Origin of the sequence: Microbacterium saccharophilum (assembly GCF_007992455.1) — a bacterium.
Classification (GTDB): Bacteria; Actinomycetota; Actinomycetes; order Actinomycetales; family Microbacteriaceae; genus Microbacterium; species Microbacterium saccharophilum.
The window spans coordinates 13,984-30,576 of the sequence record NZ_BKAH01000005.1; the positions used below are offsets into that span (position 1 = coordinate 13,984).

The 16,593-nt window shown below is 70.8% G+C and carries 12 protein-coding genes; 9 read left to right on the forward strand and 3 right to left on the reverse strand.

The features are described from left to right. Nucleotides 1–172 precede the first annotated feature (172 nt). Together MSA03_RS06815 and MSA03_RS06820 are read left to right on the forward strand one after the other, a co-directional pair. Nucleotides 173–1,981 carry an ABC transporter ATP-binding protein gene (locus tag MSA03_RS06815; protein ID WP_147050134.1) on the forward strand — a complete coding sequence of 603 codons (1,809 nt, stop codon included), beginning with the start codon at nt 173–175 and terminating at the stop codon, nt 1,979–1,981. Further along, nucleotides 1,978–3,795, forward strand: a complete 1,818-nt coding sequence (locus tag MSA03_RS06820; RefSeq protein ID WP_147050135.1) for an ABC transporter ATP-binding protein — start codon at nt 1,978–1,980, stop codon at nt 3,793–3,795. The genes MSA03_RS06815 and MSA03_RS06820 overlap by 4 nt, the downstream gene beginning before the upstream one ends. A 388-nt stretch (nt 3,796–4,183) precedes the next feature. Here the strand turns inward: MSA03_RS06820 and MSA03_RS06825 are convergent, their stop codons facing one another. Next, complete coding sequence (locus tag MSA03_RS06825; RefSeq protein WP_147050136.1) at nt 4,184–4,636, reverse strand: GNAT family N-acetyltransferase; 453 nt, start codon at nt 4,634–4,636, stop codon at nt 4,184–4,186. Between the two features lie 116 nt (nt 4,637–4,752). Between MSA03_RS06825 and MSA03_RS06830 the strand changes: the two genes are divergently transcribed. Continuing rightward, entirely contained in the window at nt 4,753–6,972 is a 2,220-nt protein-coding gene (locus tag MSA03_RS06830; protein ID WP_147050137.1) for an NADP-dependent isocitrate dehydrogenase, read from the forward strand. 270 nt (nt 6,973–7,242) lie between these two features. On the opposite strand, the gene MSA03_RS06835 is transcribed toward MSA03_RS06830, so the two are convergent. Together MSA03_RS06835 and MSA03_RS06840 are read right to left on the reverse strand one after the other, a co-directional pair. Further along, the gene (locus MSA03_RS06835; RefSeq protein ID WP_147050138.1) at nt 7,243–8,211 is read right to left on the reverse strand and encodes an acetylxylan esterase; all 969 of its coding nucleotides are present in this window, start codon (nt 8,209–8,211) and stop codon (nt 7,243–7,245) included. A 26-nt stretch (nt 8,212–8,237) separates the two neighbouring features. After that, on the reverse strand, nt 8,238–9,710 hold the full coding sequence (locus MSA03_RS06840; protein ID WP_244946350.1) for a L,D-transpeptidase family protein: 1,473 nt from the start codon (nt 9,708–9,710) through the stop codon (nt 8,238–8,240). 223 nt (nt 9,711–9,933) lie between these two features. On the opposite strand from MSA03_RS06840, the gene MSA03_RS06845 reads away from it, so the two are divergent. From MSA03_RS06845 to MSA03_RS06870, 6 genes are all read left to right on the forward strand, one after another. Next, nucleotides 9,934–11,073 carry an ROK family transcriptional regulator gene (locus MSA03_RS06845; protein WP_036273001.1) on the forward strand — a complete coding sequence of 380 codons (1,140 nt, stop codon included), beginning with the start codon at nt 9,934–9,936 and terminating at the stop codon, nt 11,071–11,073. Nucleotides 11,074–11,132: 59 nt separating this feature from the next. After that, nucleotides 11,133–12,413 (forward strand): extracellular solute-binding protein, encoded by a 1,281-nt coding sequence (locus MSA03_RS06850; RefSeq protein ID WP_147050141.1) that lies wholly within the window; start codon nt 11,133–11,135, stop codon nt 12,411–12,413. 62 nt (nt 12,414–12,475) lie between these two features. Beyond that, nucleotides 12,476–13,441, forward strand: a complete 966-nt coding sequence (locus MSA03_RS06855; RefSeq protein ID WP_147050142.1) for a carbohydrate ABC transporter permease — start codon at nt 12,476–12,478, stop codon at nt 13,439–13,441. A 68-nt stretch (nt 13,442–13,509) separates the two neighbouring features. Beyond that, a complete protein-coding gene (locus MSA03_RS06860; RefSeq protein WP_371863084.1) occupies nt 13,510–14,394 on the forward strand; it encodes a carbohydrate ABC transporter permease in 885 nt (294 codons plus the stop codon). After that, nucleotides 14,394–15,323 carry an ROK family protein gene (locus MSA03_RS06865; RefSeq protein WP_147050144.1) on the forward strand — a complete coding sequence of 310 codons (930 nt, stop codon included), beginning with the start codon at nt 14,394–14,396 and terminating at the stop codon, nt 15,321–15,323. Before MSA03_RS06860 ends, MSA03_RS06865 begins: the two co-directional genes overlap by 1 nt. After that, entirely contained in the window at nt 15,316–16,095 is a 780-nt protein-coding gene (locus MSA03_RS06870) for a glucosamine-6-phosphate deaminase (protein WP_147050145.1), read from the forward strand. Before MSA03_RS06865 ends, MSA03_RS06870 begins: the two co-directional genes overlap by 8 nt. Nucleotides 16,096–16,593 lie beyond the last annotated feature (498 nt).

Here is a 16,593-nt window from a genome sequence, read left to right on the forward strand (position 1 = left end):
GCCGTCGGTGGGTTCGGGACTTTCGAGGGTTAACGCGGCGATCCGCACCTCCTCGGCGGCATAGACCCGCCGCACCCCGCGTTCACTCCGTCAGGGCATCGCACCTGCCGCGCCGCTGCGCGCTCCCACGACCTGTCGCCTCCGCGATCCGCCACCACCCCTCCCAAGGACCATGACCCCTCCGGAACGTCTCTCCACCCTGCGGGCCCTCGCCCGCATCCTCGCCTTCGCCAAGCCCGTCATGGGCCGGCTGTTCGCCGGGCTCCTCAGCGCGCTCGGCGCCGCGGTCGTCTCGCTGATGATCCCGCTCGTCCTGCAGGCGACCGTCGACGGCCCGATCGCCTCCGGCGACCTCACGGTCATCGTCTGGGCGTCGATCGGCGTGCTCGTCCTCGGCTCGCTCGAGGCCCTCTTCGTGTACCTGCGGCGTGCTTTCGTGCTCTCCCCGGCCACGGGCGTCGAGTACGAGATCCGCCAGCAGTTCTACCGGCGCCTGCAGCGTCTGCCGGTCGCGTTCCACGACCGCTGGCAGTCGGGTCAGCTGCTCAGCCGCATGATGCAGGACATCAACCTCGTCCGCCGCTGGCTGGCCTTCGGCTCCATCCTGCTGGTCGTCAACGTCCTGACGATCATCATCGGCGCCGTCCTGCTGTTCCGCTGGCACTGGGCGCTCGGCGCCACGTTCCTCGTCGTGTCCATCCCGCTGTGGTTCTTCGGCTACCGCTTCGAGCGGCACTACAACGTGCTGGCCCGGCAGAGCCAGGATCAGGCCGGCGACCTCGCGACGTCCGTCGAGGAGAGCGTGCACGGCATCCGGGTCCTCAAGGCGTTCGGTCGCGGCAAGCACGCGCTGCAGAAGTTCACCCGCCAGGTGGAGACGCTCCGCCAGACCGAACTCGGCAAGGCCAAGGAAGTCGGCCTGCTGTGGTTCTGGCTCGAAGTCGTGCCCATGATCGCGTTCGCGCTGTGCCTCCTCATCGGCATCTGGCTGACGACGCAGGGGCAGCTCACCGTCGGTGAGATGCTCGGCTTCTTCGCCATGGCGACCGCCCTGCGCTGGCCGCTGGAATCGCTGGGGTTCCTCTTCTCGTTCCTCGTCGACACCCGCACCGCCACCGACCGCATCTACGAGGTCATGGACGAGGAGAACGCGATCGTCGACGCGCCGGACCCGAAGACGATCGCCGAGCCGCGCGGCGAGCTCGCGTTCCGCGGCGTGCACTTCCGGTATCAGGATGCCGCGGCCACCGAGCGCGACCTGCTCGACGGCATCGACCTCGTGCTCGAGCCCGGCGAGACCATGGCGCTCGTGGGCCTCACCGGCTCCGGGAAGACGACCCTGACGACCCTGCCCACGCGCCTGTACGACGTCACGGAGGGCGCCGTCGAGCTCGACGGCGTCGATGTGCGCGACCTGACGCTCGACGACCTCCGCCGCAACATCGCGATGGCGTTCGAAGACGCGACGCTGTTCTCCGCGACCGTACGGGAGAACGTGCTGCTCGGCCGCGACGACCTCGATCTGCGCAGCCCCGAGGCCGACGCCGTGCTGGCCGAGGCGCTGCAGATCGCGCAGGCGCAGTTCGTGCACGACCTGCCCAACGGCGTCGACACGACGGTGGGCGAGGAGGGTCTGAGCCTCTCCGGTGGCCAGCGCCAGCGCCTCGCGCTCGCGCGCGCCGTCGCCGCGCGGCCGACCGTGCTGGTCCTCGACGACCCGCTGTCGGCGCTCGACGTCGACACCGAGGCGCTCGTGGAGGCCGCGCTGCGCCGCGTCTTGGCCACCACGACCGCGCTCATCGTCGCGCACCGTCCGTCGACGGTCGCGCTGGCGGACCGCGTCGCGGTGCTCGAGTCCGGTCGCATCACGGCCGTCGGCACCCACGTCGAGCTGCTCCGCACCAGCGAGCACTACCGCCACGTCATCTCGAGCCTGGAGGCCGAGGATACGCGTCACCGAGAGATGGAGGTGAACCTGTGAGCGAGGAGACCGTCCAGGGAACCCGCGGCGAAGACCGCAGCGACTACACGAAGAACGAGAGCCGGGCGATCCGCCGCCGGTCGCTCCGCCTGCTGGGCTCGCTCGTGTCCAACATGCGCGGACTGCTGGCCCTCACCGCCTCGGTCATCGTCGTCTCCACGGCGTTCCGCGTGCTGGGCCCCGCGCTCATCGCCTACGGCATCGACACGGCGCTCCCGCGCGCGGTCGACCAGATGGACTGGATGCCGGCCTTCGGCGTCACGGCCCTCTACCTCGTCACCGGCATCGCCGGCGCGGGCCTCATCGGCTGGTATGTCGTGCTCTCCGCGCGCCTGACGCAGGCGATCCTCATGGATCTGCGGACACGCATCTTCCGGCACACGCAGCGGCTCAGCCTGGAGTTCCACGAGACATACACGTCGGGACGCATCATCTCGCGGCAGACCAGCGACCTGGAGTCGATCCGCGAGCTCCTCGACGGCGGCCTCAACCAGCTCGTCCAGGGCGCGCTGTACGGCGTCTTCACGCTCGTGGCGCTGTTCCTCCTCGACTGGCAGAGCGGCGTGGTCCTGCTCGTCATGGGTGTTCCGCTCGCGCTCCTCATGCGCTGGTTCTACATCGAGTCGCAGAAGGGCTTCCGCGTCTCCCGCGTGGTGAGCGCGAAGCTCATCGTCCAGTTCGTGGAGACGATGACCGGCATCCGGGCCGTCAAGGCGTTCCGCAAGGAGAAGCGCAACGACGAGGAGTTCGGCGAGATCTCCGCGGAGTACCGCCGCGTGAACCTCAAGCTCGTGAAGCTGTACGGCATCCTCGACCCGGGTCTCATCCTGCTCGCGAACGTGACGATGGCGATCGTGCTGCTGTGGGGCGCGTTCCGCGTCGTCGACGACACTCTCGCGCTCGGCGCACTGCTGGCGGCGGTCATGTACGTGCGCAACTTCTTCAGCCCGCTCGAAGAGGTCGCGATGTTCCTGAACTCCTACCAGTCGGCCACCGCCGCGCTGGAGAAGGTGTCCGGCGTCCTGGAGGAGTCCCCGACCGTGCCCGACCCGGCGAAGCCCGTGGACCTGTGGACGGCGAAGGGACACATCGAGTTCCGGGACGTGCAGTTCGGCTACGCGAACGACCGCGTCATCCTGCCGGACTTCTCGCTGGACATCCCGGCCGGCCGGACCGTCGCGCTCGTCGGCACGACCGGAGCGGGCAAGTCGACGCTGGCGAAGCTCGTCTCGCGGTTCTACGACCCGTCACGCGGCGCCGTCACGCTGGACGGCGTCGACCTGCGCTCGATGCACCCGAAGGACCTGCGCCGCGCCATCGTGATGGTGACGCAGGAGGCGTACCTCTTCAGTGGCACGGTCGCCGACAACATCGCGCTCGGCAAGCCCGAGGCGACGCTCGACGAGATCAAGGCCGCCGCTCGCGCCGTGGGCGCGGACGAGTTCATCTCGAAGCTCCCCGACGGGTACGCCACCGACGTCAACAAGCGCGGCGGCCGCGTCTCGGCGGGTCAGCGTCAGCTGATCTCCTTCGCGCGGGCCTTCCTCGCCGACCCCGCGGTGCTGATCCTCGACGAGGCGACGGCATCCCTCGACATGCCCAGCGAGCGCCAGATCCAGGACGCCCTGCAGACGCTGCTCGCCGACCGCACCGCGATCATCATCGCGCACCGGCTGTCGACGGTCGCGATCGCCGACCGCGTACTCGTCATGGAGCACGGTCGCATCATCGAGGACGACGAGCCGGACGCGCTCATCGCGGGGACCGGCAAGTTCGCGCAGCTGCACGCCGCATGGCGGGAGTCGCTCGTCTGACCGCAGACCGGGACGCCTCGGGAGGCGGCCGCGAACCGGGGCGCCCCGGGCGCGGACGCGGACGCCTCGGGAGGAGATGGCATCCGCGGAGGATGGATGCCGGGATGCCATCCTCCCGAGGCGTCATCTCCTCCCGGGGCGCACGCCTCGGCGTCCCGACGCGCGCGCCGCGGGAGCCGGCCGCGAACCAGGGGCCCGCGGGAGCCGGCCGCGGACGCGGACGCCTCGGGAGGAGATGGCATCTGCGGAGGATGGATGCCGGGATGCCATCCTCCCGAGGCGTCATCTCCTCCCGGGACGCACGCCTCGGCTTCCCGACTCGCACGCCGCGGGCGTCCCGTGGCGCATCCCGACGTGCCGGCCGGGCCTCCCGACGAGCCCTCCGGGGCTACAGGCGGATCTCGGCGACGACCTCGCCGAACTCGGTCTCGTCGACCGGGGTGAAGCCGACGCGGCGGAAGAAGGCCTCCGGGCCGCCCTCGCCGCCCTCGAAGATGACGTTCACGTGGTCCATGCCCCGGGCGCGGGCCTCCTCGAGAAGCTGCTGGACGGCGAAGCGTCCCACGCCGCGGCCCTGGTCGTCCGCGTCGACGTTGATGCGCCACAGCACGGAGCGGAAGTGCTCCTGCGGGGCCTCCTGGTCGAAGTTCGCGCTCACGAACCCGACGACCTCGTCGCCGTCCAGGACGACGCGCTGCCACGCGGTGGCGGGGTTCACGACGGCGCCGGCGACGGCGTAGCTCGTCGGCGCGAGGTACTGCTCCTGACCGGGCTTGAGGGACATGTTGTTCACCGCGACGATGGTCGATGCGGACAGCTCCACTACTCGCAGCTCAGACATGTCCCCAGGCTAGCGGGCGAACGCGACCCGGGCACATCTGTTTCCGCGTCGTTCATGCGGGGCCTCGGGTATCTTGATATCGAGACAACTCCGCTCGCGAACGAAAGAGACGACACGTGCCCGAGCCCACCATCATCTACACGTACACCGACGAAGCCCCGGCCCTGGCGACCGCTTCGTTCCTGCCCATCGTGCAGGCCTACACAGGACAGGCAGGGGTGTCCGTCGAGACGCGGGACATCTCGCTGGCCGGTCGCATCCTCGCGGCCTTCCCGCAGCGCCTCACCCCGGAGCAGCAGGTCGGCGACGCGCTCGCCGAACTCGGCGGCCTCGCCACGCTGCCCGAGGCGAACATCATCAAGCTGCCGAACATCTCCGCCTCCATCCCGCAGCTGAAGGCCGCGGTCGCGGAGCTGCAGGCCCAGGGGTACGACATCCCGGACTACCCCGACGAGGCCACAACGGTCGAGGAGAAGGACGTCCGCGCCCGCTACGACCGCATCAAGGGGTCGGCCGTGAACCCGGTGCTCCGCGAGGGCAACAGCGACCGCCGCGCGCCCCTGTCGGTGAAGAACTACGCCCGCAAGCACCCGCACCTGAACAAGCCGTTCCCGGCCGGGTCGAAGACCCGCGTCGCCACGATGGGGCACGACGACTTCAAGGCGAACGAGAAGTCCTGGGTCGCCGCCCACGACGACGTGCTCAGCATCCGGCACACGGCGACCGACGGCACCGTGACGGTTCTCAAGGAGGGCCTGAAGGTCCTGCCCCGCGAGATCATCGACGCCACGTTCCTCTCCGCCGCGGCGCTGGACGCGTTCCTGGCCGACACCCTCGCGCAGGCCAAGGCCGACGACGTGCTGTACTCCGTGCATCTGAAGGCCACGATGATGAAGGTCAGCGACCCGATCATCTTCGGCCACGTCGTGCGCGCGTTCTTCGCCGACGTCTTCGCGACCTACGGCGACCAGCTCGCCGCCGCCGGCCTGACCGCCAACGACGGTCTCGGCGCGATCCTCTCCGGGCTCTCGGAGGTCGCCGACGGCGACGAGATCGCCGCGGCGTTCACGGCGGCCCTTGAGAACGGTCCTCGCCTGTCGTATACGAACAGCGACAAGGGCATCACGAACCTCCACGTGCCCAGCGACGTCATCGTGGATGCCTCGATGCCCGCGCTCGTGCGCAACGGCGGCAAGCTCTGGGGCGTCGACGGCGCCGAGGACGACACCCTCGCGGTGATCCCCGACTCCTCGTACGCCGGTGTCTACCAGGCGGTCCTCGACGACGTCGTCGCGAACGGCCCGCTCGACCCGACCACGATCGGCACCGTGCCGAACGTGGGCCTCATGGCGCAGGCCGCCGAGGAGTACGGCAGCCACGACAAGACCTTCGAGATCCCGTCCGCCGGCGTCGTGCAGGTGCTGGACGGCGAGGGGGCCGTGCTCATCGAGCACGAGGTCGGCGCCGGCGACATCTGGCGCGCCACGCAGACGAAGCACATCGCTGTCATGGACTGGGTGAAGCTCGCCGTGAGCCGCGCCCGCGCCACCGGTTCGCCCGCCGTGTTCTGGCTCGACGTGAACCGCGCGCACGACGCGCAGCTGATCGCCAAGGTGCACCAGGGTCTCGCGACCCTCGACACCGCCGGCATCCAGATCACGATCCTGCCCCCTGCCGAGGCGACCCGCTACACGCTGGCGCGGCTGCGTCAGGGCCTGGACACCATCTCGGTGACCGGCAACGTGCTGCGCGACTACCTCACCGACCTGTTCCCGATCCTCGAGGTGGGCACGAGCGCCAAGATGCTCTCGATCGTGCCGCTCCTCGCCGGTGGCGGCCTGTTCGAGACCGGCGCCGGCGGCTCGGCGCCCAAGCACGTGCAGCAGCTCGTCGCGGAGAACTACCTGCGCTGGGACTCGCTCGGCGAGTTCTTCGCCCTCGCCGCGTCGCTCGAGCACCTGGGCGAGCGCAACGACAACCCCAAGGCGAAGGTCCTCGCCGACACGCTGGATGCCGCGACCGGCACGTTCCTGGAGAACGACAAGTCGCCGGGCCGCAAGCTCGGCACGACCGACAACCGTGGCAGCCACTTCTACCTCGCCCTGTACTGGGCGCAGGAGCTGGCCCAGCAGACCGCGGACGCCGATCTGGCCGCCGCGTTCGCACCTGTCGCGGAGGCGCTCGCCGCGCACGAGGAGCAGATCGTCGCGGAGCTGATCGCCGTGCAGGGTTCGCCCGCCGAGATCGGCGGCTACTACCGCCCCGACGCCGAGCTGGTCACCGCGGTCATGCGCCCGTCGGCCACCTTCAACGAGGTCATCGACGGCCTGAGCTGACCTTCGAGGGAAGCGGGGGCGGTGCCGCGCGGCATCCGCCCCCTTTTCCGTCCTCTCGCCGGATGCCGTCGCACGCGGCCGCGCGTCACGCTTCGCGCGGATGGTGGCGCGGCCGACCCGCGCGCGTCGTGACACGACCAAGGGGCGTGTCACGCTTCGCGGGGGCTGCAGCACGGCCCGGTCGCACGATGTGGGACGTCGTCACGCCGGTGCACGCCGGTGCACGCCGGCACGGCCAGATCGAGGTGGCGTCGGCCTAGACCGCGGGGCTCAGACGCGCGCGCCGAGGAAAGCGGTCTGCGCGAGCCACTGGTAGGCCTGGCCGCCCTCGTGCTCGTTGTGCGCGTACACCTCGATGGCCTTGTCGGCGCCGCCGAAGTGGTTGAACGCGGCGTACACCGTCGACGGGGGGCAGACCGGGTCGAGCAGCCCCACGGAAAACAGCGCGGCCGTGCGGGCGCGCCGGGCGAAGTTCACGCCGTCGAAGTACGACAGGGTCTCGAAGACGCGATCCTCGGCGCCGCGATGGGTCGAGAGGTAGCGCACGAACTCCTGGTAGGGGTCGCGGTCGGTGAGGCCGACGGCGCGCTCGAAATGGCACAGGAACGGCACGTCCGGCATGGCCGCGACAAGGCCCTCCGACAGCCCCGCGGCGGCGAGCGCGATGCCGCCGCCCTGACTGCCGCCGGCCACCGCCACCCGGGCGGCGTCCACGGTATCGAGCGAGCGGACGGCGTCGACGGCCAGCACGGCATCCGTGAAGACCCGGCGGTAGTAGTACTCGGCGGGGTCGTCGATCCCGCGGGTCATGAAACCGGATGCCGAGGGGCCGCTGCCGTGCGGGTCGGGGGTCGCGCCACCGGTTCCCCACGTCGATCCCTGGCCGCGGGTGTCCATGAAGAGGTGCGCGTACCCCGAAGACGCCCAGCCGATCCGCTCGAACGGGAGGCCCCGCCCGCCGCCGTAGCCGTTGTATTCGACGACAGCCGGCAGGGGACCCTCGATGCCGCGCGGGACGGTCAGCCAGGCGCGGATCGGGTCGCCCGCGAACCCGGAGAACGTGACGTCGAAGACGTCGAGGGTGCGCAGCGGCGAGGGCGCCGCGCTGACGACCGGCGGCCGCGCGACGGCGCGGGAGGCGGCGAGGGTCTCCTGCCAGAACGCGTCGAAGTCCGCGGGCTCGCGGATGTCCGGGAGGTAGGTCTCGAGATCGGCGGGGGAGAGGTCGAAGCGGGGCACGGCCCCAGACTACTGAGCGGCGAGGATCAGGCGTGGATCCACACGTCGACGCCGTTCGGCGCCCAGTTGTAGATCTGCTGGGCGCGCCAGTTCGGCATCCCGACGCAGCCATGGCTCATCTTGTTGCCGAAGTTGTTGTGCCAGTACACGCCGTGGAACGCCTGGTCGCCGTTGAAGTACATGACCCACTCGACGTTCTCGACCTCGTAGTTCCAGTACGGGTTGTCGGGGTTGCTGGCGGTCATGGTCTGCGAACGGACGTGCCAGTTGACCATGTAGCGGCCCTGGTAGGTGGGGGAGACGTCGAGCCCGCTGGAGATCGGCCAGCTCTCGACGACGGCGTCGTTCTCCTTGAGGTAAAGGCGCTGCTGGCTGAGGTCGACCTCGAGCAGGCGCACGATCTCGGTCGTCGTGTGGGGCGCGACCTCGACGGGCAGCGCGTAGACGCCGTCGCCGCCGGCGAGCTGGTCCGCGAAGTCCTTCGCGACGCCGGAGGTGTCGCCGAGGGTGCGCCCCTCCTGGCCTTCGACGGCGGTCCGCAGCACGGTTCCTGCGGAGTTGACGAGCACGGTCGCGTTGGCGGGCGCCTGGTCGACCTGGCTCTTCAGCGTGTCGACGAACGTCTGGATCTTCGCGGGGTCGGCGGTGATCGAGAACGCACCGGTCTCATCGGCCTCGACCGTGAGCCAGTCGGCCGCCGTCGCAGCAGGCACGGGCACCGTGCGCTCCTCGCCGACATAGAAGCCGATCTTCTCGAGCATGGCGTTGAGGGAGGCGGCCGTGCCCTGCGCGATCTCGGTGGTCGTCGCAGCCTCGATGAGGGCGGGCTCCGCGGCGACGGTCACGGTGGACTCGCCGGAGGCGAAGGCATCCTCGAGGGCGCCGCGGATGCTCTCCACATCGATGCCCTCGCCCGGGATGGCAGGCGTCACGGCATACGCGGTGCCGTCGAACGCGATGGTCGCCCCCACCGGGTCGGTGAACATCGTGGGGGCGGCGTCGCGGAGCGCGGCGATCGCCGTGTCGGTGTCGATGGTGAGCGGCACCTCGTAGCCGTCGCCGAACCACTGCGTGACATTCCACATCGGGCGCTCGCCGAACGCCGTCGAGGCGGCGGCCTCCGCGTCGATGGCTGCGCCGAGGTCGGCGCCGGACAGGGTCGGGCCGCCGTCGCCCAGGGTGACGGTGGTCTCCGCGAGGCGGCTCTGGATGGCGTCGGTCGCGGCGCCGGGCGTCAGGAAACCCACCGGGACGCCGGCGACGGCCGTACCCGGGGCGATGAGGACGAGGGAGGCGGCAACGGCGCCGGCCACGACGAGGCCGGCGGGGATGCCGATCCAGAGGCCGAGATGGCGCTTGCGGCGCGCGGGTTCCGGGGTCGCCCACTGTGCGGCGGGAGCCGTCTCGGTCGGGGCCCAGTCCGCGGCGGGGAGAACCGTCGTCGTCTCAGCCGTCGACGGAGAGTCCTCCGCCCCGTTCTTCGTGGCTACATCCGTCACGTGACACCCCGTCATCCCGCGCGCGTTTCGCGTCCTGCCTATGGTACGCGACGGCCCCCATCCACCTCACGTCACACTTCGGACACGAATGCCGGTCGTCCTCGTCGGCCCGCGCCGAATGTAACGACTTTGTAAACACGCCTCACAAATTGCTGCTCCTGGGTTGCGCGACCCTAATTCGTAAGCTCTACTAACAAACATGCGACGACGCACGAGCGAGACGATGACCGTCGCCCACCGATCCTTCGGTGGCGGGCGGACGCTGCGCCACGGCGCAAAGGTCCTCCCGGAGCACGCCCGGGCGCACAACCGCTCCCTCGTCCTGCAGACCCTCTTCCACCAGGGTGCCATGAGCCGGGCAGACCTCTCCCGGGAGACCGGACTCACCCGCGTCACCATCTCCGACCTCGTCGCCGAGCTCATCGCCGACGGCTACGTCGCCGAGCGCGGGATGCGGGAGGTCACCGGCCCCGGAAAGCCCGCCATCCTCGTCGACCTCGACCGGGAAGGCCACCGGATCGTCGGCCTCGACCTCTCCGGCACGGACACGTTCCTGGGCGCAGTCCTCACGCTCGACGGGGAGATCGTCGCCCGTCACGAGGCCGCCGTGCCGGACGCGCCGGCCGACCTGATCGACGTCGTGACGGCGTTGGCCCGCGCCCTCGTCGCCGACGCGCACGCGCCCGTGCTGGGCGTCGGCGTCGGAACGCCCGGCGTCGTCGACGACCACGGCGTCGTGCTCGCCGCACCGAACTTCGGCTGGGTCGGCCTGGACCTGCAGGGCATCCTGTCCGACGCGCTCGCGCTGCCGGTGCTCGTCGCCAACGACGCCAACGCGGCGGTCCTCGCGGAGTACACGTTCGGTGGCGCCGGCGACGACCTGATGCTCGTCAAGGTCGGCCGCGGTGTGGGTTCCGCCCTCCTCTCCGGCGGACAGCCGATGCGCGGCAGCCGCTTCGCGGCAGGCGAGATCGGCCATGTCACGGTCGGCACCGACGGGGGACCGGTGTGCGTGTGCGGGAAGATCGGCTGCCTCGAGGCGTGGCTCTCCGCGCCCTCCCTGACGGCGCGGCTGCGCGACTCCGGCGCGGACCGCGTCGAGGTGCTCCGCGACGCGGGCGAGCGCCTCGGCATCGCCCTCGCACCGGTCGTCGGCGCCCTCGACCTGTCGGAGATCGTGCTCTCCGGCCCCTCTGATCTTCTCGACGGACCACTCGCGCAGGCGACCGTCGAGACGTTGCGCACCCGGACCCTCGCCGAGTTCCACGACGGCGTCCAGGTGCGGATGACGGAGCAAGGCGAGGACATCGTCCTCCGCGGCGCCGCCGTCATGGTCCTGTCCGGACAGCTCGGGGTGTCCTGACGCCAGCGCTCCCGGGCCGCACGCCCGGAGCATCCCACCGTGAACAGAAGGAAGACACCATGAACACCAAGCTCGGAGCCCCCGCGCTTCTCGGCGCTTCGGCTGTCGTGCTCGCCGGCTGCGCAGCGAGCGGCACCTCCGCTCCGGAGCAGTCGGATGCGGCCACCGGTGAACTCACCGTATGGCTCGTCGGAGCGGACACGCCGCAGACCGCACGCGACTACCTGAAGGAGACGTTCGAGGACGAGAACGAAGGCTGGACCCTGACGATCGAGCAGAAGACGTGGGATGACGTGTCCAACACGTACACCGCCGCACTCTCGTCCAACAGCGCCCCCGACGTCGTGGAGGTGGGCAACACGCAGGCCCTCGGCTTCGCCGACGCCGGCCTGTTCGCCGACCTGAGCGACATCGAGGGCGACCTGGGCGAGATGGTCGCCGGCCTCGTGGATGCCGGCACGCTCGACGGGACGCTCTACGCGGCGCCGTACTACGCGGGCGGACGCGTCGTCTTCTACACGCCCCAGATCGTCGGCGACACCCTGCCCCAGACCCTCGAGCAGTACGTCGAGCGGGGCAAGGAGCTCACGACCGCGACGGTCTCCGGCATCTACGCGCCCGGCAAGGACTGGTACAACGCGTTGCCCTACATCTGGTCGGCCGGCGGCGAGATCGCCGTGCAGGACGGCGACACGTGGGACGCGCAGCTGTCCAGCCCGGAGAGCATCGAGGGCCTCGAGATGCTGCAGGACGTCTACGAGAATGCGACCAACGCTCCCGTGGACGGCAACGAGAAGGCCGCGAACATCGCCTTCTGCGCCGGCGAGGTCGGATTCCTCTCGACCCCCGCCTGGGCCGAGGGCAACCTCAACGGCTCCTGGCCGTGGGAGGTCGAAGGCGAGGAGACCTCCGAGGGCTGCCCTGACACGTTCGCCAAGGACCTCGGCGCCATGCCGCTGCCGGGCGCGACCGCCGGTGAGCCTGCGCCGATCTTCGCCGGCGGCTCGAACATCGCCGTCGCCTTCAAGAGCGACGCGCAGGGCAAGGCCAAGGCGGCCCTGAAGATCATGCTCTCCGCCGGCTACCAGGAGCTCCTCGCCGCGCAGAGCCTCATCCCGGGCCTCGTCGAGGCGGCCTCGGCGCTCCCGGACACCGCATCCGCGCAGGCGCAGGCAGCCGCGCTCGTCAACTCGAAGGGGACGCCCGCGAGCCCGCAGTGGGGTGAGGTCGAGGCCGCGCAGCTGATCCCGGACGCGCTCGTGAAGATCGCGCAGGGCGGGGACGTCACCGAGATCGCCACCGAGCTGGACACCGCGATCGAGGCGATCCTCAACAAGTGACGGCCCGCGGGGGTTCCGCCCGGCTCCGGGCCGGGACCCCCGCGACGTCGAAGGAGACGAGCATGACCGCGATCACGACGCGAGGTGCGACGGCCCGCCGCACCCCGCCGCCGCCGACGCCGCGGGAGCGGGCCAAACGCCGCCGCGACGCACGCAGCGCCTGGACACTGCTGGCCCCGGCCCTCGTCATCCTCGGGGTGATGGTCGGCTACCCCGCCGTCCTGATGGTGATCCAGTCCTTCACCGACTACACGGTCAAGAACAAGGTCCAGGGCACGGCGCCGAACTTCGTCGGCCTCGACAACTACGTCGGCCTGTTCACGCAGTCCGACTTCCCCGCGGTCCTGGTCCGCAGCCTCGCGCTCATGGTGGTCCTGACGGCGCTCATCGTCGTGATCGGCGTGCTCGTCGCGCTGCTGATGACCCGTCTCACCCGGCCCTGGCGCGTCCTCGTGTCGGTGGGCCTGCTGCTCGCGTGGGCGATGCCGCCGCTGACGGCGACCGTCGTCTGGGGCTGGATCTTCGACACCGAGTACGGCGTCGTGAACTGGCTCCTCAACACGGTCACCGCCTCGGGGGAGTGGTCGAACCACTCCTGGCTCCTCGACCCGCTCTCCTTCGCCCTCGTCCTCACGATCATCGTCGTGTGGCAGGGCATCCCGTTCGTCGCGTTCACGACCTTCGCGGGACTCGGTCAGGTCCCCGCTGAAGTTCTCGAGGCGAGCTCCCTGGACGGCGCGACCGGCTGGAGCCGCTTCCGGCTCGTCGTCTTCCCGTACCTGCGCAGCATCCTGACCGTCGTGCTGGTGCTGCAGATCATCTGGAACCTGCGGATCTTCACGCAGGTGTACGCCCTGCAGAGCCGCGGCGGGATCGCCGCCGACACCAACGTGCTCGGCACCTACCTGTTCCGGCAGGGCGTCGGCGAGTTCGGCGAGACCGCCGCCATCGGCGTGTTCATGGTCATCCTGCTGCTCATCCTCTCCTGGGGGTATGTCCGCACGACGCTGAGGGAGGAGGAGCTGTGAGCACGCAGGTCACGCCCGTCACCCAGCTCGGCACCGTCGGGGTGGACGAGGTCGCCGCCGCCCCGGCCGTGCCGGCCGCGGGCGGCCCGCGCCGGTCCTCCGGCCGGAAGGTCGCCTCGCGCTGGCTGCTGAACGCGGCGGCCCTCCTCGTGTTCGTCTGCTCCGTCTTCCCCGTCTACTGGATGGTCAACCTCGCGTTCACACCCAACGCGAAGATCATCAGCCGCTCGCCGAGCTTCTTCCCCGCCGATTTCACCGTCGCGAACTTCCTCACCGCGTGGAACCGCGAGGCCGCCCCCGGGCAGACGGACTTCCCGCACGCGCTCGGCACGACCCTCACGGTGACCGCCGGCGTCCTCGTGGTGACCCTGCTGTTCGCGTTCCTGGCATCCGTCGCCGTCGCCCGCTTCCACTTCCGGGGGCGGCGGGGGTTCATCGTGTCGGTCCTCATCGTCCAGATGATCCCCGGCGAGGCGATGATGTTCACGATCTACGGGATGATCGACGACTGGCAGCTGATGAACACCGTGCTGGGACTCGGGATCGTCTACACGGCATCCGTCATCCCGTTCACGATCTGGACGCTCCGGGGCTTCGTCGCCGGCGTCCCCGCCGACCTCGAGGAGGCGGCGATGATCGATGGCTGCACGAAGGCGCAGGCGTTCTGGAAGGTCACCTTCCCGCTGCTGGCCCCCGGCCTCGTCTCCACCGGCATCTTCGCCTTCATCCAGGCGTGGAACGAGTTCACGATGGCGCTGCTGCTCATGAGCGGGTACAACCTGACCCTCATGCCGTGGCTCAACGCCTTCCAGGCCTCGTCCGTCGGCGGAGGGGTGAACTGGGGCGCCGTCATGGCCGGCTCGACGATGATCGCCCTTCCCGTGATGATCTTCTTCCTCATCGTCCAGGGGCGGATGACGGACGGCCTCGTCTCGGGAGCAGTGAAGGGCTGATGCGCGTCGGACTGGACGTCGGCGGATCCAAGACCGACGCGGTGGCCGTCGCGCCGGACGGCGCCATCCTCGCGCGCGTGCGCCGCGCGACCGGGTGGGGTCCGGATGCCGTCACGCAGACGATCGTGGAGGCCGTCGCCGAGCTCGCCGCGGCGGCCGGCGCCGCACCGGGGGACGCCGTGTCGATCGGCATCGGGACACCGGGCCAGGTGGTCGACGGGGCGACGGTGACCCACGCCGTGAACCTCGGGGTCGAGCGGCTCGATCTCGCCGCCGCGATCACGCCGGTCTTCGGCGTGCCGGTGCGTGTCGAGAACGACGTCAAGGCCGCCGCGCGCGGCGCGTACGCGCTGCACGGCGGCGACGGGACGGTCGCGTACCTCAATCTGGGCACCGGCGTCGCCGCCGGCTTCGTCCGTGACGGACGGCTGTGGCGCGGGGCACGCGGCACGGCGGGAGAGGTCGGGCACATCTCGATCGACCCCGCCGGACCGCTCTGCCGGTGCGGGCAGCGCGGCTGCATCGAGGTGTTCGCCGGCGGCGGGGCGATCGCCGAGCGCTGGGGCCGGGGCGGTGCGCTGCCGGTGCGGGACGTGTTCGACGCCGCCGACGCCGGCGACGCGGAGGCCACCGGGCTGCGCGCCGGCCTCGCGTTCGGCGTGGCCGCCGCGGTGCGCCTCCTGGTCCTCACCGTCGACGTCGACGCCGTCGTGCTGGGGGGAGGCGTGTCGGCGCTCGGCGACCGTATGCTGAGCCTCGTGGTCGCAGAGTTGGAGGCGGGAGCCGTGGCATCCGCTTTCGTCCGCTCGCTGGCGCTCGCCGAGCGCGTGGAGCTGCTGCCGGCCGGGTCGCCCGCCGCGGCCCTCGGAGCGGCGCTGATCGGCTCCGATGCCGTACCCGTCGAACAGGAGGCCGTCGCGCATGGCTGAAGTGGTCATCGTCCCCACCGCCGCGGATGCCGGCGCGCTCGTCGCCGACGAGATCGCGGCGCTCATCGCCCGGCGCCCCGACGCCGTGCTCGGCCTCGCAACCGGATCGACGCCCGAGCCCGTGTACGCGGCGCTGCGGTCGCGCCTGTCCGGAGTCGACGTGTCTCAGGTGCGCGGCTTCGCCCTGGACGAGTACGTCGGCATCGATCCGCAGCATCCGGAGAGCTACCGCACCGTCATCACGCGGCAGGTCGTCGAGCCGCTCGGTCTCGACCCGGCGCGCATCCAGACCCCCAACGGGGCGCTGGAGACCATCGAGCACGCCGGCGAGGACTACGAGCGCGCGATCGCCGCGGCCGGCGGCATCGACCTGCAGATCCTCGGCATCGGCACGTCGGGGCACATCGGGTTCAACGAGCCCGGGTCGTCGTTCGCCTCGCGCACCCGCGTGAAGACGCTCATCCAGCAGACCCGGCAGGACAACGCGCGGTTCTTCGACTCCGTGGACGACGTGCCGATGCACTGCATCACGCAGGGCCTCGGGACGATCCTGGATGCCCGGCACCTCTTCCTCCTCGCCTTCGGCGCCGGCAAGGCGCACGCGATCGCCGGGGCCGTGGAGGGCCCCGTGACCTCGTCGCTGCCGGGCTCCGCGATCCAGCTGCACGAGCACGTCACGGTCGTCGTCGACGAGGAAGCGGCATCCGAGCTCACCCACGCCGACTACTACCGCTACGCCTTCGCGAACAAGCCGGCCTGGCAAGGGCTGTAGGCCGCCGGGGGCCTGGGGCTCGCGCCTCGCCGGCGCGGGGATTCATCCGCGCCGAAGTGCGGGTGGAGGCGCGGTGCACCCACGTTTCGGCGCGGGCGAACCAGGTGGCCGGGGTGCATCCGCGCCGAACTGCGGGTCGAGGCGGGGTGCACCCACCTCTTGGCGCGGGCGAACGAGGTGCCCTCAGGGCATCCGCGCCGAACTGCGGGTGCCGGGGCGGCACACCCACCATTCGGCGCGAGCGAGCAAGGTGCCCTCGGGGCGAGCCATGTGGCCTCGGTTCATCCGCGCCGAACTGCGGGTGCCGGGGCGGCACACCCACCATTCGGCGCGGGCAAACGAGGTGGCCGGGATTCATCCGCGCCGAACTGCGGGTCGAGGCGGGGTGCACCCACCTTTTGGCGCGGATGAACAATGTGCCCCTGCGGGGAACGAGGTGGCCCCGGTTCATCCGCGCCGAACTGCGGGTCCCGGGGCGGCACACCCACCATTCGGCGC